Here is a 22,647-nt window from a genome sequence, read left to right as displayed (position 1 = left end):
AAAAGGCCGGCCCAGGGCCGGCCTTTCAAGCCATTGCTTCTAAGGACTCACGCCTTGCTCACTTCATCCGCCTGCAATCCCTTTTGCCCCTGCACCACCTTGAACTCGACCTTTTCGCCTTCCTTGAGGCTTTTGAAGCCGTCACCCTTGATGGCACGGAAATGCACGAAAACGTCTGGGCCACTATCACGGCTGATGAAGCCAAAGCCCTTGGCGTCGTTGAACCATTTCACTTTGCCAGTTTCACGTTGATCCGACATAAATCACTCCGTTTCGAGCACGTCTTTATCGATCAAAGACCAGCCGGCCCACCCGAGCCGGCGGCTTACTGGGAATGCTTCAGTTCGGGTGCAACCCCACGCGGATGAATCGCCGCCTTGCGAACGCGCCTTACCAAGCAACCACAGTGATCACAGGATAATCAGTCCCGTGAAATGAAATGTGATGGAAATTTCACGCGAAATTCGCCCCAAAAACGAAAAAACCAGGCTATTGGCCTGGCTTTTTCACGATGCCTTAATGCTGAAGTCAAACCGATTCCACTTCGTCCGCCTGCAAGCCTTTAGGCCCTTCCTTTACTTGAAACTTGACCTTCTGGCCTTCCTTGAGCGAGCGGAATCCGTTGCCCTTGATGGACTTGAAATGCACGAACAGGTCACCGCCCTTGTCGCTGCTGATGAACCCGTATCCCTTCGCATCGTTGAACCACTTGACAGTGCCTGTTGCTTCGTCCGACATGACTTACCCCATCCGTTCTAGCGCTAACCAATTAGAACCGTGGCCCACCCGAGCCGCGGCCACTGGGCATGCCGATAACCTTCGTTCGCCCGGTGCAGAACCTTGTTTGAACACAGTATTTGTCGGCCAGCCAGCAAGCGCAGCATAGTGATTTTTGTGAATCGATATGTGATGGAAAATTCACGATCTGAATCACATTTGATAATCGCAGCTATATCACCGCAATAAAAAAGCCGGGCATTATGCCCGGCTTTTTGAATCGATCAATGTCGGCTTCTAATTAGATAATTAGGCCGGCATTACTTCATCGGCCTGCAGGCCCTTCTGGCCCTGCACTACCTTGAAGCTGACCTTCTGGCCTTCCTGGAGGCTCTTGAAGCCGTTGCCCTGGATCGCGCGGAAATGCACGAAAACATCCGGGCCGTTGTCGCGGCTGATGAAGCCGAAACCTTTGGCATCGTTGAACCATTTGACGGTACCGATCTGACGATCAGACATGTTGCTCACTCCAAACTCAAGTTTTCTAAAGAGACTCGACTACCGGACATCGGCAGTCTGCTTACTGGTGTGCAAAGGGAAACCCAAGGGTGAGCGATGAGGCAGATCGTGATCGGCTGCATCGGGTCACATGACTCTGGTGACCTAAGGCAAACTCAGTGCACGCATCATACTCGTAATGTTCGCCATAAGCGAATGCATGTTCAGCAAGCATGCGTCCGGTAACACGGTATGCTTGTTCATTCGATTTGTGATGACTTTGTGATGACGCGCCATGAAAGAGCGTAATAGGGTGACTTCCGTTCGGTTTATCGACATCGGCGTGGTAACCGTGGCGGCCTTCGGATTGCTCATCGCCGGTTGCACCCAAGGTGTCCGCAAGCCACAACCCGCTGTTTCTGCTAAAAAAACTGCACTTACGGGCATCGCTACCTGCGATAGCTACCTGGACAGCTATGTTGCCTGTCACCGCGCTGCCGGCACGTATCCGGAGAACACCCTGCAAACGCATTACCAGGCAATGCGCGACACGCTGCTGCAGGAAGCCGGCGATCCCGGCGTGCGCCCTTACTTGGCCAATCGGTGCCTGGTCCTTACCCAGCAATTGCAAGCCAGCTTGCAAGGCCGGGCCTGCACACCGCCTAGCACCACATCGCGCTGAGCGTCAGCGGCGCCAGTACTTGCGCAATGCCGGCGCCAGCGCTGCCGGCCGGCAGCGCTCCAGCCGGACATCGGGCGCGCCGTGCCAAGCCGCCATGGCGGCGATCGCCTCGGCGACTTCGGCAAGCATGCGATCGGTAGGCGTGACGCCCTCTTCGAAATACAAAGCCTTGACCTCGAACAGGCCATCGGAACGATGCGCCTTGGCATCGAGACGCCCGATCAATCTTCCGCGATGCAGGACCGGCAGCACGTAGTAGCCGTAACGTCGCCTGGCGGCGGGCACATAGCATTCGATGGTGTAATCAAAGTCGAACATCGCGCGTACACGTGCCCGATCCCATATCAGCGGATCGAACGGCGACAGCAAGGCGGTATGCGTGGCGCGCAGTCGTCCGGCACAGGCACTGTCCAGCAACGCTGCATGATCGCGATGCACATAGGCGGCGCTATCCCAGCCGGCCACCGGCACGCGCAGCAAATCGCCTGCCGCAAGCAAGGGCGCAAGCTCCTGCTCATCCACCGCGGGCTTGAGCCGGAAGTAATCCGCAATCCATCGCGCCTGCGTAATACCGAGCGCACGCACACTGTCCAGAATGAAATGCCGCCGCAATTCGACAGTGGAACGGCCGAGCAAGGAAGCGTCGAAGGGCGGATCGAGCTTGGCCAGCACGCGTTCGGCCAAATCGTAGACGCGCTGGAAGCGTTCGCGGCGCGTCACCATCAATTCGCCGGAGGCGAACCATGCTTCAAGCCAGCGCTTCTCCGGCTTCCACTCCCACCAGCCCGATGCAGCACGCTCGGCACGCTCGAAATCGGAAGCACGCACGGATCCGGTCGTACGCACGCGTTCAAGCAAGGCATGCATCTCCTGCAGATGGACATCGCGCATGCGTGCGGCATGCTTGTCAGCCCAGTGACTGCCTTGCGCCTGCACGCGCCAGGCGCGGTGCAAGCCGATGTCGGCCGCGGTGACAAAGCAGGCCTCGTGAGCCCAGCATTCGGCGATACGCCCGTCTTCCAGCGCTTCTTCCAGCCACACCTGCGGATAGTCGCCAAGGCGCGCATACAGCACCAGATAAGGACTGCGCGCAACGACGTGGATGCTATCGATCTGCAACAAGCGCATGCGCTGGATCGTAGCGATCAGGTCCTCACGTCGCGCGCGGCGCTTAGGCGCCTTCAGCAACCCTTGCGCGGCCAACTGCAAAGCACGAGCCTGGGAGAGTGTTAGAGCTTTCTTGCCCACTAGAAGTTCGCTCAATGAGGTCGGCCTTCACTAAATGGATACGCTTCTATTCTGCTTGGATTTACGCCCATATTGCTAACCTGCGTACCAAGCTTGGCGGGCCGATAGAGACGTAACGCCACGCAGCTATCGGCAACGGCTCGCGCAAGCGCTGCAAGGAGCCAAACCATGAAAACCCGTACCTCCTCTCTCATCACCATCCTCAGCACAGGCCTGCTTGCTGCAGGCGTCGCATCGGCGCAAACGCAAAGCCAGCCGATGCAACCCACCACCTCCCCCACCCAGAGCACCAACGACGCCAGCGTCAACAACGCAGGCACGAATGCCGGCAACAATGGCATCAACAGCGCCACGTTCAACACGGCAAAGGGCCAGGTCACCATCAATTCCACCATGGGCTCGGCACCCCCCACATCGTCCCCGCCGTCGTTCGAGCAACTGGCCAATGGCAAGAAGTACATCACCAAGGCAGATGCCGATGCCTATCCGCCACTGGCCAATGATTTCGAGTACGCCGCCCATAACGGCAGCCGCGTCAGCAAGGCGCAATACGAGCGCTGGGTGAAAGACCTCAACTGAGCAGGCTACTCGCATGCTCCCTTTGCGCCGACCATCGTGAGATGGCCGGCGTTTGTTTTTATTACACACGCAGATGGCTAGACTTGCCCGGACTACGCCAGGAGTGGCGCCTTGGGAGCAAGCATGAAACCCTGGTCCGGCTTTCTGCTGATTGGCCTGAGTGCCAGCCTGACTGCGCCGCGGCTACAGGCGCAAAACGTTGCCCCGGCCGATATCAAAGCATGCACGGGCGTCAACAACGACGCACAGCGGCTTGCGTGCTATGACCGCGTCGCGGGCCGCACCCAGATGCCCTCCGCCAAAAAACGCGTCGAACCCGCCGCGACGCCCGAAGCCAGGGTGTTCTACCACGAGAACGAAGTGGCGACCGAAAACGCGCCGGCACCACTTTCGCTGCTGGACAGCCGCTGGGAGCTTTCGCCGAAAAGCAAGCTGGGCACCTTCAACCTGCGCGGTTACAAGCCGATCTACGTGCTGCCGTTGTTTGCCACCACGCACCAGAACAATCGGCCCTACAGCCCGAATCCCGCCAATGCGGTGCAGACGCCGCTGGGCATGCAGAGTGTGGAAGGCAAGTTTCAACTGAGCGTCAAGACCAAGATCTGGCAAGGCGTATTCGGCGATACCGGCGACCTGTGGGTAGGCTATACGCAGGATTCCTACTGGCAGGTCTACAACGCCAAAATCTCGCGTCCATTCCGCGAGACCGACTACGAGCCCGAGGCGATGCTGGTGTTCAACACCGACTATCACGTGTTCGGCTGGAACGGCCGGCTGTTGGGCATCGGCCTCGATCATCAATCCAACGGGCAATCCGATCCGCAGTCACGCAGCTGGAATCGCGTGATGGGGCAGATCGGCTTCGAACGTGCGAACTGGACCGTCGTGTTCCGGCCCTGGTGGCGCGTCCCCGAAGCCGCCAAGGACGATAACAATCCGGATATCAGCAATTACATGGGCCGCGCCGACATGCAGATCATCCACGAATGGAACGGCCAGGAGTTCAGCCTGCTGCTGCGCGACTCGCTACGCGGAGGCAGCCGGCAGCATGGTGCAGGACGCTTTACCTGGAGCTTCCCGCTGGTGGGCAACTTGCGCGGCTACATGGAATTTTTCAAGGGCTACGGCGAAAACATTCTCGATTACAACCACAACGCCACGTATCTGGGTATCGGCATTTCGCTGCTGGATTGGTATTGATGCAACAGGATGACATGCCGCGTGGCGTAGACCTCAGCGCCACCAGGCCGTCTTTGTGCCGGTGAGGATCTTCAGCATCTGACCACGCGCCAGCGGCAGTCGCGCCAGCGGGCCGAAACCCGCATCGCGCCATGCGGCCAACGCGCTTCGTTCCGATTGAAACCACGGCGTCAGCCATCGGCTAAGGCGCTGATAGACCGACAAGTGCGCGCGCCGCTGGTGCGCATAGGCCTGCAGTGCCTCGTCCATGTGAACACTTGCCGCCAGCGTTTGCGCCAAGGCTTCGGCATCGAGCAACGCCATGTTCACGCCCTGCCCAAGCTGGGGACTCATGGCGTGGGCAGCATCGCCTATAAACACGATCCGGCCATGCACCGGTGCTCGCATCACCACGTCGCGGTAGCGTGCGCGGTTGAGCTGCTGGGCTGAATCGATATCTCTCAGCAATGTGGATGCCTCTGGCCAGATCGCCGCGACACGTTCGCGCAGGCGCGCGAAAGCTGGTTCGTCGAACGCATCCACCTGATCGCCTGGCAAGCTGAAATAGAAGGTGAGCCAGCGCCCCGCGCGATCCGCCCGCTGCCCCACCGGCAGCAAGCCGATCATTTCCCGGGTGCCGGCATAGCGCTGCCGCAATTCGCATGAATGCGGCCAATCGTCTCCCGGCAGCAGGCACCACAGCGCTCCCCACGGATACACGGTGTCGCGCTGGACCTGCTTCGGCACGGAACCGCGCAGGCGCGAATGGGCGCCATCGGCCACCACGATCAGATCGAAAGGACCGTAGCAGTTGCCTTCGGTATCAAGCAGACCACGCCCGTCTTCGGCGATCCGCTCGATACAGATGCCTGTATGGACAGCATACGCATCCGCATACGCCTCGCGCAGCAGGTTGAAAAGGCTGCCACGCGTCATGCCCACGCCGAAGCTGTCAGCAGCGTGATCGGCGTAGCGCATATCCATCACCGTACGACGGCGATGATTGCAGCCATGCAGGCGCTCGATGCGCTGTCCCTGCGCGAGCGCCGCTTCGTGCAGGCCCAAGCGGGCGAGTACGCCCAAACCGGTCGGTTGCAGCAGAAAGCCGGCGCCGACGGGTCGTAGCACCGACGCCTGCTCAAACACGGTCAATGCGTGGCCCTGCGCATGCAGCATGATCGCGGCGGCCTGACCGGCCGTACCGTACCCGACGATGGCGATGCGCAAGCGTCCCTGCATGGCTGGCGCCCCCAGCGCCTTGTTACACCTAAATTAAATTGGCAGCATGCGCCGCTTAATGATGATGGCCACCCGGACCATGCACATGGCCGTGCGCAAGCTCTTCTTCGCTCGCCACGCGTACCTCGGTCACCTGGATGTCGAAGTGCAGTGTCTGGCCGGCGAGCGGATGATTGCCGTCGATGTGCACCGTGTCGCCGTCGACCTGGGTGACGGTGACGTGCACCGCGCCCTGCGGGCCATGGGCCTGGAACTGCATGCCCGGCTGGATATCGTCCACACCCTGGAACGCTTCGCGCGGCACCGCCTGCACCAGCTCTGCGTGATGCACGCCATAGCCTTCGGCAGGCGCCACGTCGACCTTGAACTGGTCGCCAGCCACGCGGCCGGCCATCGCCTTTTCCAGGCCCGGCACGATCTGCCCGGTGCCGTGCAGGTAGGTCAGCGGCTCGCGGCCCTCGGAGCTGTCGAGCACCTGGCCCTGGTCGTCGGTAAGGGTGTAGTGGAAGGAAGCAACGGCATTGTCGGTGATCTGCATGATGATCTCGCGATGATGGGGTAAACGCCGACCTGCGCCGACGGGGAATGTACAAGCGTACCACTTGGCACTAGCGGCTCGCTTTGAGCGTGCGAGAATGAACTGGACCGTTCGCGAATCTCTTCATGACGACGCTGCTTGAAGCCTGGCGCCATCGCCCGACGCACCGGCAGGTGTGGGCGTTGGCAACGCCGATGATCCTGTCCAACCTCACCGTGCCGCTGGTGGCGTTGGTGGACAGCACCGTGGCCGGCCATTTGCCGCTGACCCAGGACCTCGGCGCCGTCACGGTTGGCAGTGCCGTGTACGCGCTGCCGTTGTGGAGCCTTGGCTTTCTGCGCATGGGCACCACCGGTTTTGCCGCCCAGGCCAAAGGTGAGGACGATGCCTCCGCGCTGCGCACCGTACAGGCCCAGGCGTTGCTGCTTGCTGCCGCGCTGGGCGCGCTGGTCGGCTTGCTGATGATCCCGCTGTTGCCGTGGCTGGTGGCGCAGATGCACTCGACGCCGCTGATGACCGGCCGTGCACTGGATTATCTGCATGTACGCCTGCTGGGGCTGCCGGCAGCGCTGCTCAATTACTCGCTCGCCGGCTGGTTCATCGGCGCGCAGCGCGCGCGCACCACGCTCGGCCTGTTGCTGGTGACAAACCTGGTGAATATCGCGCTCAACCTGCTGTTCGTATCGGGGTTCGGCTGGGGTGTTCCAGGGATTGCGCTGGCTTCGGTGCTGGGCGAATGGTGTGGCGCCTTGTATGGCATGTGGCAGGCGCATCGAGTGTTGCGCGGACTGGGCGGACACGTCGACTGGCAAGCCATGCGCGAGTGGCGTCACTGGCTACCGCTGCTGCTGGTCAATCGCGACATTTTCCTGCGCACGATCGCGTTGGAAGGCGTGTTCTTCAGTCTTTCGCTGCTGGGTGCAAGGCTCGGCGACGCCACCGTCGCGGCGAATGCCTTACTGCTCAACGGCCTGATGCTGACGGCGTTTGGCCTGGACGGTCTGGCAAACGCGGTGGAAGCCTTGTGCGGCCACGCCATTGGCGCCCGCGACCCGCACGCGCTGCGCCGCGCCCTGGTAGTGGCGGGCGGCTGGTCGTTGATCGGCAGCATCGGCTATGCGCTGTTCTTCAGCAGTGCTGGACACCTGTTCGTGAACCTGCAGACCAACTTGCCCGAAGTGCGCGAGGCCGCGTACCGCTGCCTGCCGTGGCTGACCGTGCTGCCCGTGGTCGGGGTTTGGAGCTATCTGCTCGACGGCTTGTTTATCGGCGCGACGCGTGCGCGAGAAATGCGCGACGGCATGCTGGTCTCCGTCGTGTTTTTCGTCGTGCTCGCATGGCTCACGCGCAGCCTGGGCAATGAAGGATTGTGGCTTACGTTCCTCGCCTTCATGGCCATGCGCGCCGTGAGCCTGGGCTGGCTGGGCCTGCGCTTGCGCCGACAGCGCGCATGGATCGCTTGAGCTATCGCGCACCTCATCGCTTAAGCAATACTTGAACCCATGAAACTCTCATCATTTCTGTTGCGGATCGGCGCAGCATGCATGCTGCTGAGCGGCGTGGCGGGCACACATGCCGATACCGATTCTCCTATCGCTGCGACAACGACACGCGAGCAGCTTGCTTCCGCCATCGATGCGCAGATCCAGCAACCGCGCTTCGATGCCGCCAGCTGGGGCATTGCCGTGGTATCGCTCGACACCGGCCGCACGCTGTACGCGCACGATGCGGACCGCCTGCTGCAGCCGGCCTCCACCGCCAAGCTCTACACCGCTGCACTGGTGCTGGATACGGTCGGCACCGACTACCGCATCCCCACGCAATTGCTTGCCACGCGCCAAGTGGTGCAAGGACGGCTGGAGGGGCCTCTGATCCTGCGCGGCATGGGCGATCCCACGCTCGGCACGCCCGGCACCAACATGGATTGGGCTGAGCAGCTGGCGGCGCAACTGGCTGCCGATGGCGTGCACGACGTGCAAGGGGACTTGATCGCCGACGACAGTTATTTCCAGGGACCGCAGACGGGTGCCGGCTGGGAGGCGCGTGATCTGCAAAGCTGGTTCGCCGTACCTGCGTCGGCACTCAGCGTGCAGGAAAACGTCGCCGAGCTCACGGTGGCGCCGTCGAAAGCACCGGGCCAACCTGCCTTGCTGCGGCTCGATCCGCCCGGCACGCTCGCGCACGTCGACAACCATCTCATGACAAGCGCACGCGGTACGCGCAGCGACATCAATCTCTATCGCGCTCCCGGCGCTACCACCTTGTATGCCTTTGGCAACGTCAACGAAGGCGCGGCACCACAAACCTTCAAGCTCTCCATCGGCGATCCGGCCTGGTATGCCGGCACGCGCCTGCGCGAAGCGCTGGAGCGGCACGGCGTGCGCATCCATGGCGAGCTTCGCGTGCACCATTGGCCGCAGCCCAATGGCGAAGACCTCGGCAAGGCCGTGGTATTGGCGCAGGTGTTGTCGCCCCCGGTGATGGAGATTCTCGAGCGCGGCCTGAAGCGCTCGCAAAACCTGTATCTGCAGAACCTGCTGCAGATTGCCGGCGTCAAGGCGCAAGCCGACGCCGAACAATCGGGCGATCCGCCAGCGGGCTTTCTGAGCAGCGACGCCTGGGGCATCCGCGCACTGGATGGACTGCTCGACCGCATCGGCATTGCACCAGGCGTGGCGCAAATCGTGGACGGTGCGGGCCTGTCGCGGCAGGATCTGTCCACGGCCAACGCGATGGTGCATCTGCTGAGCTATCTCGCCGGCCAACCCTATGGCAACCCGTTGCGCGACGCCCTGCCCGCTGCGGGCGTGGACGGCACGCTCGAATGGCGCATGCGCAACACCGCCGCCATGGACAACGTGCATGCCAAGACCGGCAGCATGACCCATGTGCGCTGCCTGGTGGGCTATGTGACGACGGCGTCCGGCGAACATTTGGCGTTTGCGATCATGCTCAACAACTTTGTGCGTAGCGCGGATGAGCCGAGTCCGAGCCGGAATCTGGATGCGATCGTGGAGTTGTTGGCGGCGTTTCGCGGCAGGAGCTGATCCGGCAAATGCATCGGCCACGTAGGCTGGAATGCAATCCCGGCATCAGCCCAGCTTCAAGTCTTTCTCGATCTTCTCCGGCACATCATTCGGCGCATAACGCTTCATCACTTTTCCCTGCGCATCCACCAGGAACTTGGTGAAGTTCCACTTGATGGATTCGCTACCCAGCAGACCCTTGGCCTCTTTCTTCAGCCATTGGTACAACGGATGCGTGTGCTCGCCGTTCACGTCGATCTTGGCGAACATCGGAAAGGTCACGTCATAGGTGGTGGAGCAGAACTGCTTGATCTCGGCCTCGTCGCCGGGCTCCTGGTGGCCGAACTGGTCGCAGGGAAAGCCGAGCACGGCCACGCCCTGGTCGCGATGCTTGCGCCACAGCGCCTCCAGCCCCTTGTACTGCGGCGTGAAACCGCACTTGGAAGCCACGTTGACGATCAGCAGGGTCTTGCCGCGCCAGTCGCCCAGCGAACGCTCGTTGCCGTCAATGTCGCGCGCGCTGAAGTCGTATACGGTGGTCATGTCATCGCTCCGGTCATATCCATATGGCAGTCTACGTCAGACTGCCAGCCCTTGGCTGGCATAGAATGCCCGTTCTCGATCTTTCGTCCAGGCCCGCCGTGATCCGCTTCATCGATGTCCACAAATCCTATCGTGTCGAGGGCAAGGACATTCCGGCGCTGGAGCCTTTCAGCCTGGAGATCGCCGATGGCGAGGTGTTCGGCATCATCGGCCACTCCGGCGCCGGCAAGTCCACCCTGATCCGCCTGATCAATCTGCTGGAGCAGCCCAGCGGCGGGCGCATCCTGATCGGCGACACCGAGATCACCGCGCTGTCCGATGAAGCCTTGCGCGTCGCCCGGCAGCGCATTGGCATGATCTTCCAGCACTTCAACCTGCTTTCTTCGCAGACGGTGGTGGAGAACATCGCCTTTCCGATGCGCCTGGCGGGCAAGCAGGATGCCAAGACGATACGTGCACGCGTGGACGAGCTATTGCAGCGCGTCGGCCTGACCGCGCACGCCAACAAGTACCCTTCGCAGCTCTCCGGCGGACAGAAGCAGCGCGTAGGCATTGCGCGTGCCCTGGCCAATCATCCATCGATCCTGTTGTGCGATGAAGCGACCAGCGCGCTCGATCCGCAAACCACCGCCTCCGTGCTCGATCTGCTGGCCGAGATCAACCGCGAACTGAAACTGACCATCGTGCTGATCACGCACGAGATGGATGTGGTGCGCCGCGTATGCGATCGCGTGGCAGTGCTGGATGCCGGACGCATCGTGGAACACGGTGCTGTCGCAGATGTCTTCCTGCATCCACGACATGCCACCACGCGCCGCTTCGTCAGCGAGGCGCTGCCGGAGGAAGCGGCTGGCGAACATGCCATCTACGAAAACGTGCCCGGCCGCATCATGCGCCTTTCCTTTCGTGGCGAAGCGACATGGTCGCCCACATTGGGACGCGTCACGCGCGAAACGGGCGTGGATTTCAATATCCTGGCCGGCCGCATCGACCGTATCAAGGATCTGCCCTACGGCCAACTGACCCTGGCCATGCAGGGTGACAACGTGGATGGTGCCCTGCGCGCGTTGCGCGAAGCAGGCATCGACGTGGAGGAGCTTGCCCGATGATGATCGCCAGCCAACTTCCCTTGCTGCACAACTTATTTCCCAACATCGACGACTGGGGCGAACTGGGGCAGGCATGCATCGATACGCTGCTGATGCTGGGTGGCTCGCTGCTGCTCACGGTGATCATCGGCTTGCCGCTGGGCGTACTGCTGTTCCTCACCGGCAAAGGGCAGTTGCACGCCATGCCCAAGCTGTATGGCGTGCTGTCGCTGGTGGTGAACGTGCTGCGCTCGGTGCCGTTCATCATTTTGATGATCGTGCTGATGCCGCTTACGTATGTGCTAGTCGGCACCAAGCTCGGCATTCGCGGCGCGATTCCGCCGCTGGTGATCGGCGCCGCGCCCTTCTTCGCACGCCTGGTGGAAACCTCGCTGCGCGAAGTGGAACAAGGCGTCATTGAAGCTTCGCAAGCCATGGGCGCCACCACCTGGCAGATCGTGCGCCACGTGCTACTGCCCGAGGCGCGCGCCAGCCTGTGGGCCGGCGTGACGGTAACCGCAGTTGCGCTGGTCGGCTACACCGCCATGGGCGGTGCGATCGGCTCGGGTGGCCTGGGCGACCTGGCCTATCGTTATGGCTACCTTAGCTACAAGTCCGACTACATGGTCGTGACCGTGTTTCTGCTGATCGTGCTGGTCCAGATACTGCAGATGCTGGGCGATCGCATCGTGGCGCACTACAGCCGGCGATAATCCCGCGTTTTTTGCATCCAGCCGTATGGACGGCTATTCTGGCGCACCGCACAAGGATAGCCCTTCGATGAAAAAATTCCTTTTCCTGGCTGCCGCCGCCCTGCTCGTGGCCGGCTGCTCCCCTTCCGGTTCGGGCGGCTCCGACGGCCAGACCTTGACGGTGGCGGCCACCGCCGTACCGCATGCGGAAATCCTCAAGGAAGTGAAACCCATCCTGGCGAAGGAAGGGGTGAACCTGGACATCAAGGTATTTGCCGACTACGTGCAGCCCAACCTGCAAGTGGCGGAAAAAAACATCGACGTGAATTACTTCCAGACCAAGCCGTATCTGGACGCCTTCAATCAAGAGCGCGGCACCCACCTGGTGATCATCACCGGGGTGCACATCGAGCCGTTCGGTGCGTACTCGCACAAGTACAAGTCGATCGACCAGTTGCCGGATGGCGCTATCGTGGCGATTCCGAATGATCCCAGCAATAACAGCCGCGCATTGCTGCTGCTCGCCAAGCACGGCCTGATCACGCTGAAGGACCCGAACAACGAGCTGGCCACCACCAAGGATATTACCGCCAACCCCAAGAACCTGAAGTTCAAGGAACTGGAAGCGGCGATGCTGCCGCGTACGCTGGACGAGGTAGACCTGGCGCTGATCAACACCAACTACGCGCTGGCAGCCGGCTTGAATCCGACCAAGGATGCGTTGCTGATCGAGGACAAGGATTCACCCTATGTGAATTACCTGGTGGGACGCCCCGACAACAAGGATGACCCGCGCGTGCAGAAGCTGGCACGGGCGCTGACCAGTCCTGAGGTGAAGGCGTTTATCGAGCAGAAGTACCACGGTGCCGTATTGCCGGCGTTTTGAGCAACGCTGCACGTGTAGGCTGGGATGAGCGAATGCAAATCCCAGCACCCTATGGGCACCCACTCATCCCAGGCTGGGTCGCTACGCTGCCGATTCGGCCTCAACCAGCACCGGAATATCAAACACCTGCCGCAGATAAGCGATGTACGCCACGTCGTCGCACATGTTCTTGCCCGGCGAATCACTGAGTTTTGCCACCGGCTGCCCGTTGCAGCGAACCATCTTGATGACGATGTTGAGCGGCGTGGGGCCAACGTCATTGGTGAGGTTGGTGCCGACGCCGAACGCGAGCTGGCAGCGCCCATGGAAATGCTTGAACAACTCCATCACCTTGGGGACGCTCAAGCTGTCGCTGAACACCAGAATCTTGCTGCGCGGATCGACGCGGTTGGCCTGATAATGCGCCAGTACGCGCTCGCCCCACAAGAACGGATCGCCCGAGTCGTGGCGGGTGCCGTCGAACAGCTTGCAAAAGTACATGTCGAAGTCGCGCAGAAAGGCGCTAAGGCCATAGACGTCCGATAGCGCGATGCCGAGGTCGCCGCGGTATTCCTTGGCCCACGCTTCCAGCGCCGTAATCTGTGAATCGCGCAAGCGCGGACCCAGCGCCTGGTGCGCCTGCAAGTATTCGTGCGCCAACGTGCCGAGCGGACGCAGGCCCAGTTGCCATGCCAGCCATACATTGCTGGTGCCGGCCAGTTGCGATCCAAGGCCTTCGTGCAGTGTTTCCGCCACTTCGCGATGCCACGCGCGCGAGAAACGCCTGCGCGTGCCGTAGTCAGCGATGCGGCAGTCCTGATACCCCGGCGTGTCACGCAATAGCGCGATTTTTTCCCGCAACCGGCGACGCCCTTCGGTAAGATCCAGCCCCGCGTGCGTGTGGCGGAAATACACTTCATTAACGATCGCCAGCAGCGGCACCTCGTAAAGAATCGTATGCAGCCACGGCCCGCAGATGCGGATCTCGATCTCACCATTATTTAACGGCGACGGCGTGATCTCCACATACTTGGCGTTGAGCTGGAACAACCCCAGGAAGTCGACGAAGTCGCTCTTGATGAAGCGCCAGCTGCGCAGGTGGTCAAGCTCCTGCTCGGTGAAGCGCAGGCTGCACAGTGCATGCAGCTCTTCGCGAATCTCATCTATATACGGCACCAAGTTGATGCCTGGATTGCGGCACTTGAAGCGGTACTCCACCTGCGCAGCAGGATACTGATGCAGCACCACCTGCATCATGGAGAATTTGTAAAGATCGGTGTCGAGCAGGGAACTGACGATCATGGAATAGCCATGTCGGGGAGGAGAAGCTGCACACGCATCACGCGGCATCTGGCGATTATCCCGCCTAAGTCCTTGCCGTGAATAGTCAGTGTAGTGCTGGAAAAGATAAAACCCCGGCAGCCAGGGGAATAACTGCCGGGGTTTGTTAGGTCGCGTTCCGGGGGGAGGGTAAACTTTAGGAACCGACCCCTGGATGCTGCGATGACCTGCGGCATCCTCTTGTCGCCTCACGGCGATTCGTAGAGTTAGTGTGTCCGATACCGATGAAGTTCAAGGCCCGCGTCGAATTGGTTCAGCTTTCTGATAAGTATCTGGCAACGCCGTCAATGGTTTCATCTGCACCATTCCCAACTCCTTGTCAGTAAAGGGCCAGAACATGAGCACCTTGCATCGCTGTCTTGCCCTGTTGACGCTGTGCTGCGCCCTGCCGCTGCATGCGGCGGATCTGCGCATCGATATGGGCCCCAACACCCACGTCTGGACGACCGCGCAATTATTGCGCCGCGCCGATGCAAAGAGCGTGACGATTCCCGATGACGTCGCCTTCCACCACACCATGCGCTACCGCGCAGTGCCGCTGCGTGCGCTGCTGCCCGAGCTGGCACAGGGCGATCGTTTGAAATTCGTTGCGAACGACGGCTTCTCGGTCGACATCGCCGCCGATGCCCTGCTCAAGCCATCAGGCGCACAAGCGTGGCTGGCGGTGGAAGATCCCCAGCATCCATGGCCGTCGTTACCCGGCAACAAAGGCGATGCCGGTCCTTTCTATGTGGTATGGATCAACCCGGCCGCCGCCCACATCGGCGGCGAGCAATGGCCTTATCAACTGGCGCGCATTGAACGCGTGGACGATGTGGCGATGCGTTTTCCTGCCACCGCGCCGGCTGCCTCCGTGCCCGCCGACAGCCCTGTGCGCCACGGCTACGCCGTATTCCAGCGCACCTGCTTTGCTTGCCACACACTCAATGGCGAAGGCGATGCGCGCATGGGGCCGGACCTCAACATCCCGCACAGCCCTACCGAATACCTGAGCACCGCTATGCTGCGCGCATTCATCCGCAACCCACAGTCGCTGCGGCGCTGGCCGGAAGGCAGGATGATCGGTTTTCCTACACAGCAATCACTGTCAGATGCAGATCTGGACGCAGTGATCGCTTACCTGAAGTACATGGCGCAGCACAAGGTGGAGAAGTCATGAGCGGAGTATTGGCGGCATGATGCTGTTCGATCAGCCCCCCGCCCCGGTCAACGGGATCCGCGTGGGCATTGGCGGATGGACCTTTGCGCCATGGCGCGACAACTTCTATCCGAAAGGCCTGGTGCAGCGGCGCGAACTGGAGTACGCCAGCCGCAAGCTGACGGCGATCGAAATCAACGGCACATATTACGGCACGCAGAAGCCCGCAACGTATGCCAAGTGGGCCGCGGAAACGCCGGAAGGTTTCCTGTTTTCCGCCAAGGCGCCGATGCGCATCATGCAATCGCGCAGCCTGGAGAAAACCGGGCCGCAGATCGATGACTTCGTAGGCGGCATCGCCGCCCTGGGCGACCGGCTCGGCCCGATCGTATGGCAGTTCGACGCGGGCCAACGTTTGCAGCGCGACAGCTTCGCTGCATTTCTCGACTTGCTGCCGAAGCAGGTCGAGGGGCGCGCGCTGCGCCACGTACTGGATGTGCGCGACCGGGACTTCGTCAATGGCGATTACCTGGCGCTGGCACGCAAACATGAGATGGCGACGGTGTTCACCGACTCGCCTGATTATCCATCCTTTGCCGATGTGACCACCGATTTCGTCTACGCACGGCTGATGCGCTCGCGCAGCGAGGTGCCGGCCGGCTACACCGGCGAAGCACTGGATGGCTGGGCGAAACGGGCGCACGCCTGGGCCGATGGCGGGCAACCGGCGGACCTGCCCTACCTGGACGCAACGCGCGCAGCGCCGCGCAAGCGCGACGTCTTCCTGTTCTTCATCAGTGCGGCGAAAGAACGCAATCCAGCGGCGGCGATGGCGCTGATCGAGAAAATCAGCGCGCCGTAGCCGGCAACAAGGCGCGCAAGCTGCTTTCGCGCTGCGCCTTAGGCTCCTTCGCCAGGGCACGCACGCGCGCGTAAAACGCCGGCCACTGGCCACCCGCCTGCTTGAACAGCGCCGCAAACGCGGGTTTCCACTGATCGTACAAACCAAAGGGCAGCAAGGTCGCATTGTTGATCGGTTGCGCCACCCACGCGTCGTAGCGGTGATCGTTCGGCCAGTGCTGGTCCCGCCACGCGGCATAGCGCTTGCGAAAATCCTCGATCTCGCGCTGCTTGCCTGCCGCCATCGCTTCTTCATCCACCCCGCTGGCGTAAAGCTTCTTCAGGCGTTCGCGCAAGTCGAGCACCAACCGGGTGAATCCATCCTCCATGACCTGGTCGTGGTCGTCCCCCACCGGTTCGCCGCGCGCTCGATGCCACTGGCGCAGCCCTTCGTCCTCCACGAACATGGCGTAGCTTTCGTTGAAGGCCGTATCGCCCTTCAAGTAGATCTTCTGGTGCGCCAGTTCGTGGAAGATCGTGCTCACCAGTTCGTCGTCATCCCAGCGCATCATGCTGCTGAGGATGGGGTCGGCAAACCAACCCAGGGTCGAGTAGGCCGGTACACCGCCGATGTAGACGTCATCGCCTTTCGCGCGCAGGCGTTCGGCGCTCGCCCGCGCCTTCTGCTCGTCAAACCAGCCGCGATAGGCCACGCAGCCGGCGATAGGAAAGCATTGCGGCACCGCGTCCACCGAAAAGCGCGGCGTCGCAAACACGTTCCACACCACATAAGGCCGGTGCAACTGCACGTAGTAGGTGTAGCTGCGGTTGCGCGGCAGGTCGAGATGATCGGAGGCGAACTGCCGCGCCTGCTGGGAAAGTTTCAGCCGTGCCGCCAGGCGGGGATCGGTGGCAGGGTCGGCGATCACCTTGCTCACCGAGCGACGCTTGAGCAACAAGGCGCTTTCGCCATGCGTGACGTGGGCGTAATAGCGAAGATCGGCACAAGCAGCAAGCACGGCAACCACCATGATGCAAAGGACGAATCGGGTGGTGGATAAAAAAATGCGGGGACGAGTCATCCCCGCATTCTGACAAAAGACCGCAGCTCAGTGCCCGTGTCCGCCATGGCCGCCAGACCCATGACCGCCGCCATGCCAGCCGCCATGGCCACCGCCGTGCCAGCCGCCGCGGCCACCGTGCCAGTCATGATCGCCATGCCCCCAGTACCGGCCTCGGCCGTACCAGCCGCCATAGCAGCACCCGTAGCCGTAGTAACCCCAGCCACCGTAATAGCCGTAGGGACCGCCGTAATAGCCATAGCCGTAGGGGTCACCGTAGACAACCGACGGGGCGGTTCCATAGTAGGCGTCGCCTGCATAGCCGGTGCCTCGCACATAGCTGTAACCCGGGGCTACGTAGCAGCTGGAAAGCAGGCCAGTAACGCCAGCCAGCACCAGGCCGGCCAGCACGCGTTTGACTGAGATGTTCATGGTGGGGACTCCATGCGCTCTACGTTTGCAGCCTAGTCCTGCGGTGATAAATGCGCCCTGAGCACATCATCGCCCAATGCCCCCTACATGCCCGGCCGCGACAAGGCCGCAAGGAAATGCGGTAGCACCGGCGGATTGGCCAACACCGTAAACACCACGCCGTAGGCCGCTCCCCACAGATGCGCGCTATGGTTCACGCTGTCGCGCCCTTGCCGATCCATATAGATGGAATAGCCCACGTACAGCACGGCATAGATGATCGCCGGTACCGGTATGAAGAACACCAGGATGCGCGTCCAGGGCGCATACAAGACGAAACCAAACACCACCGCGGAGACCGCGCCCGATGCGCCAAGGCTGTGGTAGTTCGTATTGCGCCGGTTCTTCAGGTACGTCGGCAGGATCGAAACGATCAAGCCGCCCAGATAGAACAGCGCGAAACCAAAGCCGCCCAAGGTACCGTTGTAGACGGGCTCCATCACGCGGCCAAAAAAGAACAGCGTCATCATGTTGAACAGCAGGTGCATGGGATCGGCATGCAGCAAGCCGTAGGTGACCAGCCGGTAATACTCGCGCTTGCGCTCGATCGCGGGCGGCCACAGGATCAGATCGTCCACCAGGCGCCGGTTGTTGAAGGCCATGAAGGAGACGATGCACGTAGCGGCGAGGATGATGAGCAGCGTAATCGGTATCGACATATGACGAATCGGACGAACTTCGGAATCCATCCATCTTGACGTTCGCGCGCCAACTTGTCGACCATTAGAATGTGCGATCGCTCCTTCGTACTTCTCCCCACGCATGAAACCCATCCGCTATATGCACCTGGACGTCTTCGCCGCCAGTCCCGGCGGCGGCAATCACCTGGGTGTGGTCACCGACGCCAGCGGCTGGAGCGAGGCCGACATGCAGCGCTACGCGCGCTGGACCGACCTGGTGGAAACCACCTTCCTGCTGCCGCCGAACGATCCCGAGGCCAGTTACCGGGTGCGCATCTTCACGCCGGAAAAGGAAATCGCCTTCGCCGGCCATCCCAGCGTGGGCAGCGCGCATGCCGTGCTCGAATGCGAGCTGGCCGAACCGCGAGACGGCATTCTGTGGCAGGAGTGCGGTGCCGGCGTGCTGCCGATTCGCGTGGAAGGCAGCGGCCCGCAACGCGTGTTGATGCTGCAATCACCCGAAGCACGCGTGGTGAAAACCGGCCTGCACGCCCATCCGCTGCTGGCCGCCACGCTCGACAGCATCGGGCTGGGCAAACTGCCACCCGCGCTGGTCGATGGCGGCCGCCGCTGGTGGCTGGCCGAATGCGTGGACGAAGCCAGCCTGCGCGCATGGACCCCCGATCACAGCGCCATCGGCGCGCTCGCGGTGGCCAGCGGCAGCATGGGCTTGTGCGCGTTTGCGCGCAGCAGCCATCCGGATTACCAATTGGTGGTGCGTGCGTTTCCGTCTGGCGTGGGCATCGTGGAAGATCCCGCTTCCGGCGCCGCCAATGGATTGATCGCCGCCTATATCGCGCACGCCGAACCCAACGGATCGCTGGCGCGCGGCTACGCCGTCAGCCAGGGACGCGAGATGGGGCACGATGCGCAACTGATTGCGCATATCGTGGATGGCACGATCTGGATCGGCGGGCGCACCAACACCGTCATCGATGGCACGCTGTATTGGAGCGCGCGCTAAAAACTAAGCGTTACGCGCGTCCATCCAGGTTCGCCCGCCGCGCGGAGACTTGTGCCAGTGCGGCAAGATCCATGTCTTCGGCGCCGTGGGCCAGCGCCTCGATCAGGCTCTCGCGCAAAACGCTCGCCAACGGCATCGACACCTTTTGCGCCTGCGCGGCATCCTGCGCCAGCATCACATCCTTCAAGCCCAGCGGCAACGCAAAGCCCGGCGGCGTGAAGCGTTCCTCCGCCATGGCTTTGCCGTAGATCTGGTAAACAGGCGAAGCGAACAAGGTGCTGGTCATCAGCGCGATGAAATCGGCCGCGCTCACACCATGGGCGCGCGCCAGCACGGCGGCTTCGGCCATGCTTTCAATCGCCGACACGATCATGAAATTGCCGGCCAGTTTCACCGCGTTGGCGCGTTCCGGAGTGTCGCCCATCGGCCACAACTTCGCTGCCATGGCTTCCAGCAACGGCCTGGCCGTTTCGATGGCGCCGTGCGCACCGGCGACCAGCATGTTGAGCTTGCCCGCGGCAGCGACGTCCGGACGGCCGAACACCGGCGCGGCTACGTAACCCAAGCCGCGCTTGGCGTGCGCGTCTGCAAGCTCCCTGGCCAATGCAACGGAAATGGTGGCGTGGTTGACGTGCACGATGCCCGGATCCATCGCGTCGAGCAGGCCGCCATCAAAAAAGATGTCGCGCACCGCCTGATCGTTCGCCAGCATGCTGTGCAGCACCTCCACCTGCGCCGCACGATCCGGCGTGCTTACCGCCTTGGCGCCCAGCGACGCCAGTTTTTGCGCGGCCGTTTCCGAACGGTTCCACACCATCACGTGATGGCCCGCCGCCACCAGGTTGCTGGCCATGGCGCTACCCATCGCACCGAGTCCGATAAAGCCGACTTTCATAGGGAATCTCCTATTGCAGATACCTAGTGGAGCATGGGCGCTGTTGAGTAGAAGCGAAGCCTAGACCACTTCGCCGGCCGCGTGCCCCGACGCCCACGCCCATTGGAAGTTGTACCCGCCCAGCCAGCCGGTGACGTCCACCACTTCGCCGATGAAATACAGGCCTGGCACGCGTTTGGATTGCATGGTCGCGGACGAGAGTTCGTCCGTATCCACGCCGCCCAGTGTAACTTCCGCCGTGCGATAACCTTCCGTGCCGCTGGCAACGATCGGCCAATCGTGCAAGCGTGCGCCGGTATCGTGCAGTTCCGCATCGCGGTACTGGCGCATCGGCTTGCTGCCCAGCCATAGCTCGCACAAGCGCTGCGCCAGCCGGCGCGGCAGCAGATCACCCAGCACGTTGCGCAGTTCCGCCGCCGGCCGCTCTGCCCGCTGGGCCACCAGCCAGTCGCCGATGTCCTGTGCCGGCGACAGATCGATATGCAATGCGTCGCCCGGCTGCCAGTAAGAGGAAATCTGCAGCACCGCCGGCCCGCTGATGCCGCGATGCGTAAACAACAAGCCAGCACGAAAACCTTGCTTGCCTGCGCGTGTTTCCGCCACCGGCAACGCCACGCCGGCAAGCTCCTGGTAATGCTCCAGATGCTTGCCGCTCATGGTAAGCGGTACTAGGCCCGCACGCGTCGGCAGCACGTTGTGCCCGAACTGCCGCGCCAACTCGTAACCGAAGCCGGTCGCGCCCATGCTGGGAATCGACAAGCCGCCGCTGGCGATCACCAGCGAATCGGTATGCACTTCGCCATGCGCGGTGAGCACGGCAAAACCTTCTTCCGTCTTTTTGACCTTCTCTACTGCGCAGCTGGTTTCGATGCGCACGCCCGCCGTCGCGCATTCGTCCAGCAGCATGCGCACGATCAGCTTGGAGGACTCGTCGCAAAACAGCTGGCCCAGCTCTTTCTCGTGGTAGGCAATGCGATGCTTTTCCACCAGCGCAATGAAGTCCCATTGCGTATAGCGCGCCAGCGCGGATTTGCAGAAATGCGGATTGGCCGACAGGTATTGCGCCGGTGTCACGCCCAGATTGGTGAAATTGCAGCGCCCGCCGCCGGACATCAGTATCTTCTTGCCAGGCTTGTTCGCATGATCGAGCACCAGCACGCGCCGGCCGCGCTGCCCTGCGGTAATCGCGCACATCAAGCCGGCGGCACCGGCGCCGATCACCAGAACATCCACTTTCACGCGATCACCGCCATTCCCATACGTCCGCCCATTATCCAATAAACTTGGCGCCTGCCCCGCCAAGGATTCTGACCATGCCCTCCTTCGACGTAATCTCCGAGGTCGACAAGCACGAACTGACCAATGCGGTCGACCAGGCCAACCGGGAATTGGCCAACCGCTTCGACTTCAAAGGGAGCGATGCGAAGTTCGAGCTGGACAAGTCCGTGATCACGCAAAGCGCGCCCAGCGAATTCCAGCTGCAGCAGATGCTGGATATCCTGCGCGGCCGCCTGGCCGCACGAAAGATCGACTTGCGCGCCCTCGACATCGCCGATCCGGAAGTGAACCTCGGCGGCGCACGGCAGAAAATCACCATCAAGCAAGGCATCGAGCAACCGATCGCCAAGAAGCTGATCGCCACGCTGAAGGAAGCCAAGCTGAAGGTGGAGGCGCAGATCAACGGCGACAAATTGCGCGTCAGCGGCAAGAAGAAGGACGACCTGCAGCTCGCCATGGCGGTGCTGCGCAAGGCGGACGTGGAGCTGCCGCTGCAGTTCGATAATTTTCGCGACTAGCGCTGGGATTTCATTCCAGCCTACGCAAGCCCGGCCGCAATATTCACGCTGATCGCAATGATGAATACATTGAAGAAAAACGCCACCACGCTATGCAGCAGCGCGGTGCGGCGTAAGGCATGACTGGTGATCTGCACATCGGACACCTGGAAGCACATGCCGATCACGAAGGCGAAATACACGAAATCCCAGTAATCCGGTTGTTTCGTGCCGGGAAATTCCAGCCCTTCGTGCTGCTTGCCGAAATCGCCGTAATACCCGTGCGCGTAATGCAGTGCATACATGGTATTCATGAACAGCCACGACAGCACGATGCTCAATGCCGCCATGCCCATGGCCGTGGCGCCACCGTTCTTCGCCGCGTGCATTTCGGTGGACAAAGCCACCAGCACCACCATCGATAGCGTGACGGCCACCCACAGCGTGGTGCGCCGCCCGGTGTCCTGGCATTGCGCATGCCTGGCCATGTGCTCGGCGGTAGCGCGATGAAACATGCGTGCCAGCATGCACAGATAAAGCAGCACGCCGGCATCGAAGCCGAGCAGCAAGGCGGAAGCAGGCTTTGTT

26 protein-coding genes are annotated in these 22,647 nt (G+C 61.7%); 12 read left to right on the top strand and 14 right to left on the bottom strand.

The window, feature by feature from the left end; genetic code table 11:
- Positions 1–47 precede the first annotated feature (47 nt).
- The 3 genes from VMA74_RS13630 to VMA74_RS13620 form a co-directional block, all read right to left on the bottom strand.
- Entirely contained in the window at positions 48–260 is a 213-nt protein-coding gene (locus VMA74_RS13630) for a cold-shock protein (protein ID WP_325367831.1), read from the bottom strand.
- Between the two features lie 268 nt (positions 261–528).
- Positions 529–738 (bottom strand): cold-shock protein, encoded by a 210-nt coding sequence (locus tag VMA74_RS13625; protein ID WP_325367829.1) that lies wholly within the window; start codon positions 736–738, stop codon positions 529–531.
- A 288-nt stretch (positions 739–1,026) separates the two neighbouring features.
- Positions 1,027–1,236 (bottom strand): cold-shock protein, encoded by a 210-nt coding sequence (locus tag VMA74_RS13620; RefSeq protein ID WP_204683989.1) that lies wholly within the window; start codon positions 1,234–1,236, stop codon positions 1,027–1,029.
- A gap of 292 nt (positions 1,237–1,528) precedes the next feature.
- Between VMA74_RS13620 and VMA74_RS13615 the strand changes: the two genes are divergently transcribed.
- Positions 1,529–1,897 carry a hypothetical protein gene (locus VMA74_RS13615; RefSeq protein WP_325367825.1) on the top strand — a complete coding sequence of 123 codons (369 nt, stop codon included), beginning with the start codon at positions 1,529–1,531 and terminating at the stop codon, positions 1,895–1,897.
- A 3-nt stretch (positions 1,898–1,900) separates the two neighbouring features.
- Here VMA74_RS13615 and VMA74_RS13610 read toward each other — a convergent pair whose 3' ends face one another.
- Positions 1,901–3,025: a winged helix-turn-helix domain-containing protein gene (locus VMA74_RS13610; protein WP_325367823.1), complete on the bottom strand. Its 1,125-nt coding sequence runs from the start codon at positions 3,023–3,025 to the stop codon at positions 1,901–1,903.
- Between the two features lie 288 nt (positions 3,026–3,313).
- Between VMA74_RS13610 and VMA74_RS13605 the strand changes: the two genes are divergently transcribed.
- Together VMA74_RS13605 and VMA74_RS13600 are read left to right on the top strand one after the other, a co-directional pair.
- Complete coding sequence (locus VMA74_RS13605; protein ID WP_325367821.1) at positions 3,314–3,724, top strand: hypothetical protein; 411 nt, start codon at positions 3,314–3,316, stop codon at positions 3,722–3,724.
- A 123-nt stretch (positions 3,725–3,847) separates the two neighbouring features.
- Complete coding sequence (locus VMA74_RS13600; protein WP_325367819.1) at positions 3,848–4,924, top strand: phospholipase A; 1,077 nt, start codon at positions 3,848–3,850, stop codon at positions 4,922–4,924.
- 33 nt (positions 4,925–4,957) lie between these two features.
- Here the strand turns inward: VMA74_RS13600 and VMA74_RS13595 are convergent, their stop codons facing one another.
- A complete protein-coding gene (locus VMA74_RS13595; protein WP_325367817.1) occupies positions 4,958–6,142 on the bottom strand; it encodes an NAD(P)/FAD-dependent oxidoreductase in 1,185 nt (394 codons plus the stop codon).
- Positions 6,143–6,197: 55 nt separating this feature from the next.
- Positions 6,198–6,680 (bottom strand): peptidylprolyl isomerase, encoded by a 483-nt coding sequence (locus VMA74_RS13590; protein ID WP_325367815.1) that lies wholly within the window; start codon positions 6,678–6,680, stop codon positions 6,198–6,200.
- A 125-nt stretch (positions 6,681–6,805) separates the two neighbouring features.
- On the opposite strand from VMA74_RS13590, the gene VMA74_RS13585 reads away from it, so the two are divergent.
- Entirely contained in the window at positions 6,806–8,143 is a 1,338-nt protein-coding gene (locus VMA74_RS13585; RefSeq protein ID WP_325367813.1) for an MATE family efflux transporter, read from the top strand.
- 39 nt (positions 8,144–8,182) lie between these two features.
- Positions 8,183–9,727, top strand: a complete 1,545-nt coding sequence (dacB, locus tag VMA74_RS13580; protein WP_325367811.1) for a D-alanyl-D-alanine carboxypeptidase/D-alanyl-D-alanine endopeptidase — start codon at positions 8,183–8,185, stop codon at positions 9,725–9,727.
- Between the two features lie 45 nt (positions 9,728–9,772).
- On the opposite strand, the gene VMA74_RS13575 is transcribed toward dacB, so the two are convergent.
- Positions 9,773–10,249 carry a glutathione peroxidase gene (locus tag VMA74_RS13575; RefSeq protein ID WP_325367809.1) on the bottom strand — a complete coding sequence of 159 codons (477 nt, stop codon included), beginning with the start codon at positions 10,247–10,249 and terminating at the stop codon, positions 9,773–9,775.
- A gap of 98 nt (positions 10,250–10,347) precedes the next feature.
- On the opposite strand from VMA74_RS13575, the gene VMA74_RS13570 reads away from it, so the two are divergent.
- From VMA74_RS13570 to VMA74_RS13560, 3 genes are all read left to right on the top strand, one after another.
- The gene (locus tag VMA74_RS13570; RefSeq protein WP_325367835.1) at positions 10,348–11,358 is read left to right on the top strand and encodes a methionine ABC transporter ATP-binding protein; all 1,011 of its coding nucleotides are present in this window, start codon (positions 10,348–10,350) and stop codon (positions 11,356–11,358) included.
- A complete protein-coding gene (locus VMA74_RS13565; RefSeq protein WP_325367807.1) occupies positions 11,355–12,050 on the top strand; it encodes a methionine ABC transporter permease in 696 nt (231 codons plus the stop codon). Before VMA74_RS13570 ends, VMA74_RS13565 begins: the two co-directional genes overlap by 4 nt.
- A 67-nt stretch (positions 12,051–12,117) precedes the next feature.
- The gene (locus tag VMA74_RS13560) at positions 12,118–12,915 is read left to right on the top strand and encodes a MetQ/NlpA family ABC transporter substrate-binding protein (protein WP_325367805.1); all 798 of its coding nucleotides are present in this window, start codon (positions 12,118–12,120) and stop codon (positions 12,913–12,915) included.
- A gap of 81 nt (positions 12,916–12,996) precedes the next feature.
- Here VMA74_RS13560 and pncB read toward each other — a convergent pair whose 3' ends face one another.
- Positions 12,997–14,196: a nicotinate phosphoribosyltransferase gene (gene pncB / locus VMA74_RS13555; protein ID WP_325367803.1), complete on the bottom strand. Its 1,200-nt coding sequence runs from the start codon at positions 14,194–14,196 to the stop codon at positions 12,997–12,999.
- A gap of 376 nt (positions 14,197–14,572) precedes the next feature.
- Here pncB and VMA74_RS13550 point away from each other — a divergent pair, with 376 nt between their 5' ends.
- Both VMA74_RS13550 and VMA74_RS13545 read left to right on the top strand, forming a co-directional pair.
- Positions 14,573–15,394, top strand: a complete 822-nt coding sequence (locus tag VMA74_RS13550; RefSeq protein ID WP_325367801.1) for a cytochrome c — start codon at positions 14,573–14,575, stop codon at positions 15,392–15,394.
- 16 nt (positions 15,395–15,410) lie between these two features.
- Positions 15,411–16,235 carry a DUF72 domain-containing protein gene (locus VMA74_RS13545; protein ID WP_325367799.1) on the top strand — a complete coding sequence of 275 codons (825 nt, stop codon included), beginning with the start codon at positions 15,411–15,413 and terminating at the stop codon, positions 16,233–16,235.
- On the opposite strand, the gene VMA74_RS13540 is transcribed toward VMA74_RS13545, so the two are convergent.
- The 3 genes from VMA74_RS13540 to VMA74_RS13530 all read right to left on the bottom strand — a co-directional run bounded on the left by VMA74_RS13540 (position 16,222) and on the right by VMA74_RS13530 (position 18,404).
- Positions 16,222–17,244 (bottom strand): aminopeptidase, encoded by a 1,023-nt coding sequence (locus tag VMA74_RS13540; RefSeq protein WP_414649612.1) that lies wholly within the window; start codon positions 17,242–17,244, stop codon positions 16,222–16,224. The genes VMA74_RS13545 and VMA74_RS13540 overlap by 14 nt on opposite strands.
- A 78-nt stretch (positions 17,245–17,322) precedes the next feature.
- A complete protein-coding gene (locus VMA74_RS13535) occupies positions 17,323–17,706 on the bottom strand; it encodes a hypothetical protein (protein ID WP_325367797.1) in 384 nt (127 codons plus the stop codon).
- Positions 17,707–17,789: 83 nt separating this feature from the next.
- Positions 17,790–18,404, bottom strand: coding sequence for a rhomboid family intramembrane serine protease (locus VMA74_RS13530; protein ID WP_325367795.1), 615 nt, complete (start codon positions 18,402–18,404; stop codon positions 17,790–17,792).
- Between the two features lie 103 nt (positions 18,405–18,507).
- Here VMA74_RS13530 and VMA74_RS13525 point away from each other — a divergent pair, with 103 nt between their 5' ends.
- Positions 18,508–19,389 carry a PhzF family phenazine biosynthesis protein gene (locus VMA74_RS13525; protein WP_325367793.1) on the top strand — a complete coding sequence of 294 codons (882 nt, stop codon included), beginning with the start codon at positions 18,508–18,510 and terminating at the stop codon, positions 19,387–19,389.
- 10 nt (positions 19,390–19,399) lie between these two features.
- Here the strand turns inward: VMA74_RS13525 and VMA74_RS13520 are convergent, their stop codons facing one another.
- Both VMA74_RS13520 and VMA74_RS13515 read right to left on the bottom strand, forming a co-directional pair.
- Complete coding sequence (locus VMA74_RS13520) at positions 19,400–20,284, bottom strand: NAD(P)-dependent oxidoreductase (RefSeq protein ID WP_325367791.1); 885 nt, start codon at positions 20,282–20,284, stop codon at positions 19,400–19,402.
- 60 nt (positions 20,285–20,344) lie between these two features.
- A complete protein-coding gene (locus tag VMA74_RS13515; protein ID WP_325367789.1) occupies positions 20,345–21,523 on the bottom strand; it encodes an NAD(P)/FAD-dependent oxidoreductase in 1,179 nt (392 codons plus the stop codon).
- 74 nt (positions 21,524–21,597) lie between these two features.
- On the opposite strand from VMA74_RS13515, the gene VMA74_RS13510 reads away from it, so the two are divergent.
- Positions 21,598–22,080, top strand: a complete 483-nt coding sequence (locus tag VMA74_RS13510) for a YajQ family cyclic di-GMP-binding protein (protein ID WP_325367787.1) — start codon at positions 21,598–21,600, stop codon at positions 22,078–22,080.
- A gap of 20 nt (positions 22,081–22,100) precedes the next feature.
- On the opposite strand, the gene VMA74_RS13505 is transcribed toward VMA74_RS13510, so the two are convergent.
- Positions 22,101–22,647, bottom strand: a 547-nt coding sequence (locus VMA74_RS13505; RefSeq protein ID WP_325367786.1) for a DUF1345 domain-containing protein, incomplete at its 5' end; no start/stop codon positions are given.

Source organism: Dyella sp. (assembly GCF_035508675.1).
Taxonomy (GTDB): domain Bacteria; phylum Pseudomonadota; class Gammaproteobacteria; order Xanthomonadales; family Rhodanobacteraceae; genus Dyella_B.
This window is presented reverse-complemented; position numbering and strand designations above follow the sequence as displayed.